Origin of the sequence: Acinetobacter sp. UBA5934 (assembly GCF_002430855.1) — a bacterium.
In the GTDB taxonomy this organism is placed as follows: Bacteria; Pseudomonadota; Gammaproteobacteria; order Pseudomonadales; family Moraxellaceae; genus Acinetobacter.
Genome location: NZ_DJDC01000123.1, coordinates 1 through 5,261, shown reverse-complemented (window position 1 = coordinate 5,261; position 5,261 = coordinate 1). Strand labels below are relative to the sequence as shown.

General features: G+C 43.4%; 7 protein-coding genes. 2 read left to right on the top strand and 5 right to left on the bottom strand.

Features of this window, described 5'->3' with window-relative positions; genetic code table 11:
* From B2Y23_RS08560 to B2Y23_RS08545, 4 genes are all read right to left on the bottom strand, one after another.
* Positions 1–494 (bottom strand): NAD(P)H-dependent oxidoreductase (locus tag B2Y23_RS08560; RefSeq protein ID WP_291370234.1); only part of this gene is annotated, 494 nt, incomplete at its 3' end.
* A 103-nt stretch (positions 495–597) separates the two neighbouring features.
* The gene (gene arsB, locus B2Y23_RS08555) at positions 598–1,653 is read right to left on the bottom strand and encodes an ACR3 family arsenite efflux transporter (RefSeq protein ID WP_291370232.1); all 1,056 of its coding nucleotides are present in this window, start codon (positions 1,651–1,653) and stop codon (positions 598–600) included.
* An 11-nt stretch (positions 1,654–1,664) separates the two neighbouring features.
* Complete coding sequence (locus tag B2Y23_RS08550; RefSeq protein ID WP_291352435.1) at positions 1,665–2,138, bottom strand: arsenate reductase ArsC; 474 nt, start codon at positions 2,136–2,138, stop codon at positions 1,665–1,667.
* Positions 2,139–2,153: 15 nt separating this feature from the next.
* Positions 2,154–2,477 (bottom strand): metalloregulator ArsR/SmtB family transcription factor, encoded by a 324-nt coding sequence (locus tag B2Y23_RS08545; RefSeq protein WP_291370236.1) that lies wholly within the window; start codon positions 2,475–2,477, stop codon positions 2,154–2,156.
* Between the two features lie 142 nt (positions 2,478–2,619).
* Between B2Y23_RS08545 and yegQ the strand changes: the two genes are divergently transcribed.
* Both yegQ and B2Y23_RS08535 read left to right on the top strand, forming a co-directional pair.
* Positions 2,620–4,029, top strand: a complete 1,410-nt coding sequence (gene yegQ / locus B2Y23_RS08540) for a tRNA 5-hydroxyuridine modification protein YegQ (RefSeq protein ID WP_291370229.1) — start codon at positions 2,620–2,622, stop codon at positions 4,027–4,029.
* A 13-nt stretch (positions 4,030–4,042) separates the two neighbouring features.
* On the top strand, positions 4,043–4,297 hold the full coding sequence (locus B2Y23_RS08535; RefSeq protein WP_291352442.1) for a YfhL family 4Fe-4S dicluster ferredoxin: 255 nt from the start codon (positions 4,043–4,045) through the stop codon (positions 4,295–4,297).
* Positions 4,298–4,535: 238 nt separating this feature from the next.
* Here B2Y23_RS08535 and B2Y23_RS08530 read toward each other — a convergent pair.
* Positions 4,536–5,261, bottom strand: a 726-nt coding sequence (locus B2Y23_RS08530; RefSeq protein WP_291370227.1) for an FAD-dependent oxidoreductase, incomplete at its 5' end; no start/stop codon positions are given.

Genomic DNA, 5,261 nt, shown 5'->3' with positions numbered 1-5,261 from the left:
TGATTTGGAATGGTGATCATCCGCATCCAACGTCCTAAAACCCGCATTTGATTTAAAGCATTGAAGGATTGCGATCCACCACAGACCTGCATTAAAGCCAAGGTTTTACCTTGGGTGGCACGAATGGCTCCTGCCGCGAGTGGAATCCAGTCAATTTGCGCTTTCAAAATCGAACTCATCGAACCATGCCGTTCTGGAGAACACCACACCATACCTTCTGCCCAAGCCAGTAAGGTATGTAATTCCTGCACTTTAGCATGCGAAGTTTCTGCATCTTCGGGTAAGGGCAAACCTTTGGGATGGAAGATTTTCACCTCCGCGCCAAAATACTCAAGAATACGCCCAGCTTCCAGCACTGCCAGGCGACTATAAGAGCGCTCCCGGTTTGAACCATAAAGCAATAAAATACGCGGTGGATGGGCCAATTCCTTGGCCTGAACCTGCCCAAAGTTGGGTGTCGGTAATAAATCTAAATCAATATTCGGTAATGACATTTTCAGCTCACATTTATTTTATGAACATTCTTCTTAATTCCTCCCTCTGCGGTTAGAAAGGATAAAGAACATTTAAACAAGAATTTCTTTCATTCCTTGCCAATTAATCAGCAATACGAGTCTCATTGCCATAAAACTTTTTACGCAGCCAAAGTGACACGCTGACTAAAGCAATCAGCACAGGCACTTCCACCAATGGACCAATAATGGTGGTAAATGCCACAGGCGAAGCCAAACCGAATGTAGCAATAGCAACGGCTAAAGCCAGTTCAAAGTTATTCCCCGCTGCGGTAAAAGAAATGGCTGTGGTGCGTGGGTAGTCATTTCCCATCCATTTGCTCATAAAGAAACTGATAAAGAACATCAATACAAAGTAAATGGTCAATGGAATCGCAATACGCAATACGTCCATTGGCAAACTAACGACATCTGCACCTTTCAGACTAAACATCGCCACAATGGTAAACAGTAGTGCAATCAAGCTGAGCGGACTAATCTTGGGAATAAATTGAGTTTGATACCACAGCAAACCTTTGGCTTTAACCAGAAATAATCGGGTTAGAAAGCCCAACAAAAATGGAATGCCCAAATAGATCAGCACCGCCTGGCTAATGGTCCAGAAACTGACATCAATCACTTGTCCGCCCACACCAAAGTAAGGCGGCAAGTAACTTAAAAACAGCCATGCATAAGTACTGAAAAACAGAATCTGGAAAATACTGTTAAATGCCACCAATGCCGCGACATACTGGTTATCGCCACAAGCCAGATTATTCCAGACCAGAACCATGGCAATACAACGCGCCAGGCCAATCAAAATCAGACCGGTCATATATTCCGGATAATTTTGCAGGAAGATCATTGCAAGACCAAACATCAAGCATGGTGCAATCAGCCAGTTTTGTACCAGAGATAAAATCAGGGTGCGTTTATCCTGAAACACCTGCGGTAAAGCGGCATAATCTACTTTGGCCAATGGCGGATACATCATTAAAATCAGACCGAATGCAATGGGTAAATTTACCGACCCTACACTCATTTGATTTAAAGCAGAGGATGCCTGGGGCAAATACACACCCATAGCAACGCCTAAAGCCATGGCAATAAAAATCCACAACGTTAGATTTCGATCAAGAAAAGACAATTTTCTAGCAGTCATAACCTTCTCGATTAGGCAATTTCAGAAATTTTTTCGATTTCTTTGCTTAATTCTTCAACAGATAAATGGGCTAAATCTAAGGCAAAAAAAGCATCAAAACGACGGTTAATATGCTCCACGGTTTGCATAAAGGCCTTCATTTTTTCATCTTCAGAAACATCTAAATGCGAAGGATCTTCCAGTCCCCAATGTGCCTTAATGGCTTTACCCAGATACAAGGGGCAAGGTTCTTGAGCTGCTGAACCGCACACGGTAATGACCACTTGCGGATTAAACTGTTCACAATCCTGCATGGTTTTACTGGATAAACCTTGCGTCGATATTCCCAAATTTTGCAGGGTTTTCAATGTTAAAGGATGAACTGTTCCAGTAGGTTTGCTACCGGCGCTACAGGCACTAAAGCCCTGCGGTGCACGGGCATTAAAAAGTGCTTCCGACAAAATACTACGGCAGCTATTTCCGGTACATAAAAAAAGAAAATTCATTATTATTCCAACTACTTATTCACAACAATTTAAAGATTCGCAGTGAGATAAATTCACAGCATTAAAACGGTCATTTTGTGCAGCAACGCTGTTTAAAACGTCCAGACACCACTGCGGTAAATCCGCTGCCAGGCTGTAATAAATCCACTGTCCTTGACGCCGATCTTGCAAAACTCCGCTGCTACGTAACAGCGCCAAATGTCGTGAAATTTTTGGCTGGCTCAAGTCCAAAGTTGCGGTTAAATCGCAGACACATCGTTCGCCCTGTTTCACAATCAGCATGAGAATGTCCAAGCGTGTCTGATCGGCAAGACATTTAAAAAAATTGACTGAGTCCATAAGATATATATGCATATACGGATTACCATATATATTAATGAAAAATTGATGACATGTTTGATAATTCCGAGTTTTTTACTAGGTTGAATCATTTTTTTAGTTCTCTACAATAAAGCCATAGTTTTTTTATGCCTTTAATGACATGACCATTTCACACGTAACAGAACTTCTCTCTCCTGCCGGCTCGCTGAAAAACATGCGCTATGCATTTGCCTATGGTGCCGATGCGGTCTATGCCGGACAGCCGCGTTATAGCTTACGTGTACGTAACAATGCTTTTGATCATGACAATCTAAAAATTGGCATTGCCGAAGCTCATGCTTTGGGCAAAAAATTCTATGTAGTGGTCAACATTCAGCCGCATAACTCCAAGTTGAAAAATTTCATTCGTGACCTCGAACCTGTGGTTACCATGCAACCTGATGCCCTGATTATGTCTGACCCGGGTCTGATCATGATGGTACGTGAGCATTTTCCAGACATGCCGGTACATTTGTCTGTACAAGCCAATGCAGTCAACTGGGCAACGGTAAAATTCTGGAAAAACATGGGACTCACTCGTGTCATTTTGTCACGTGAACTTTCTATAGAAGAAATTGAAGAAATTAAGAATCATGTCCCTGACATGGAAATTGAAGTTTTCGTGCATGGTGCATTATGTATGGCTTATTCCGGTCGTTGCCTGCTTTCTGGCTATATGAACAAACGTGATGCCAATCAAGGTGCGTGCACCAATGCCTGTCGCTGGGACTATAAAATTCACAAAGCAGCTGAAGATGAAACTGGAGATGTGATTCCAGTTCAACAAATTGAAGAATCGTTCCAAGAAACGTCATGCTGCAAAAACAAAGATGCCGATGAGCAACACGCCCTAGAACAACACCAATTTGGCGAGCCGGTTTTATTACAACGCAATGAAGAAGACATGTTTGCCGCTGAAGAAGACGAACATGGCACCTACTTCATGAACTCCAAAGATTTGCGTGCAGTACAGCATGTCGACCGTCTAACCAAGATGGGTATTCATTCCTTGAAGATCGAAGGTCGTACCAAGTCTTATTTCTACTGCGCGCGTACTGCCCAGATTTACCGTAAAGCGATTGATGATGCACTTGAAGGCAAACCTTTTGATCCAGCATTGATGACTCAACTGGAGGGCTTGGCAAATCGTGGTTATACCGAAGGTTTCCTGCGCCGTCATATTCATAGTGAATATCAAAATTATGAAACGGGTTCATCGCGTTTTGATCATCAACAATTTGTAGGCGAAGTATTAGAGCGTAACGGTGACTACATCAAAATTGAAGTCAAAAACCGTTTTGTGGTCGGCGATTCACTTGAGCTGATGACGACGAAAGGCAATATCACTTTTACTTTAACACAAATGAAAGATAAAAAAGGTAATCTGATTGAAGATGCCAAAGGCTCAGGCCATGTGGTGGATATTCCAGTTCCTGCAGATGTCGATATGAACTATGCCCTGCTGATTCGCAACTTACCGAATTCGACGGCTGATATTTCGGCTTCATCTTTAGCTTACCAAGCGGTTTGAATGTCCAGACAAAATGGCTTTGCTGATTACTGACAAATGTATCAACTGCGATATGTGTCTGCCGGAATGTCCGAATGATGCGATTTATGAGGGCGATAAAGTGTATGAAATTGATGTAAAGCGCTGTACAGAATGCGTTGGCTTTTATGAGCATCAAACCTGTATAGCGGTATGTCCAATTGAGTGCATTATTCCGCATCCTGAACATGTGGAAACGCAAGAACAATTGCTGCAGAAGTTTAAGGCTTTGAATTTATTTAACTCGTAATCCAACAGATGAAAGTGGAATAAAACTTGCTTGATTCAACGAAGTAACCTTGGGGAAAGAACAATAAAAAAAGCGCAAAATAAAAAATGTATAAAATTAAAATAACGAGGGAAATGGTAGCGATAAAAAAAAGAACCCAGAGTTAGCGTGCTGAGTTCCTATAAACAGGGTAAAACAAGAACTTGGGGAACTAGAGCCAAAGTGTCTATGTCTACATAGCCACTTTGGCTTTTTTTATTTATTGCCCGGAACGGATAATGTAATCAAAAGCAGACAGGGATGCTTTCGCGCCTTCACCGGTGGCAATGATGATCTGCTTGTACGGCACGGTGGTACAGTCACCTGCTGCAAATACACCCTTGACACTGGTTTCGTTGCGCTCGTTAATCACAATCTCGCCGCGGTTGGAAAGTTCCACTTTCGATGCTTTCAGGAAGTCGGTATTTGGCAACAAACCGATCTGCACAAAGATTCCCGCCAGTTCCACCGTGTGCTCTTCATCCGTGGCACGGTCTTTATATTTCAGCGCAGTCACCTGTGAACCGTCACCGACCACTTCTGTTGAAAGTGCATTCATGATCACGGTGGTATTTGGCAAGCTGTTGAGTTTGTCCTGCAAGACCTGATCCGCACGCAGTTTGGTATCAAACTCAACCAAGGTTACATGCTCGACAATCCCGGCCAGGTCAATCGCCGCTTCTACACCCGAGTTCCCGCCACCAATCACCGCCACACGTTTGCCTTTGAACAGTGGACCATCACAGTGCGGGCAGTAGGCCACACCACGGGTTTTGTATTCCTGCTCACCCGGAACATTCATCTCTCTCCAGCGTGCACCGGTCGACAGGATGATGGTTTTCGATTCTAACTTCGCACCATTTTCCAGCGTCACTTCCACCAGACCATTCGCGGTTTCATCTGCACCTTTAATCGCCGCCACTTTTTGCAGGTTCATGATGTCGAC

Bases quoted from the DNA above. Each gene is read 5' to 3' on its own strand.
- B2Y23_RS08535 (WP_291352442.1), top strand. From the start codon at position 4,043: ATGGCTTTGCTGATTACTGACAAATGTATCAACTGCGATATGTGTCTG.
- yegQ (WP_291370229.1), top strand. From the start codon at position 2,620: ATGACCATTTCACACGTAACAGAACTTCTCTCTCCTGCCGGCTCGCTG.
- B2Y23_RS08545 (WP_291370236.1), bottom strand. From the start codon at position 2,477: ATGGACTCAGTCAATTTTTTTAAATGTCTTGCCGATCAGACACGCTTG.
- arsB (WP_291370232.1), bottom strand. From the start codon at position 1,653: ATGACTGCTAGAAAATTGTCTTTTCTTGATCGAAATCTAACGTTGTGG.
- B2Y23_RS08550 (WP_291352435.1), bottom strand. From the start codon at position 2,138: ATGAATTTTCTTTTTTTATGTACCGGAAATAGCTGCCGTAGTATTTTG.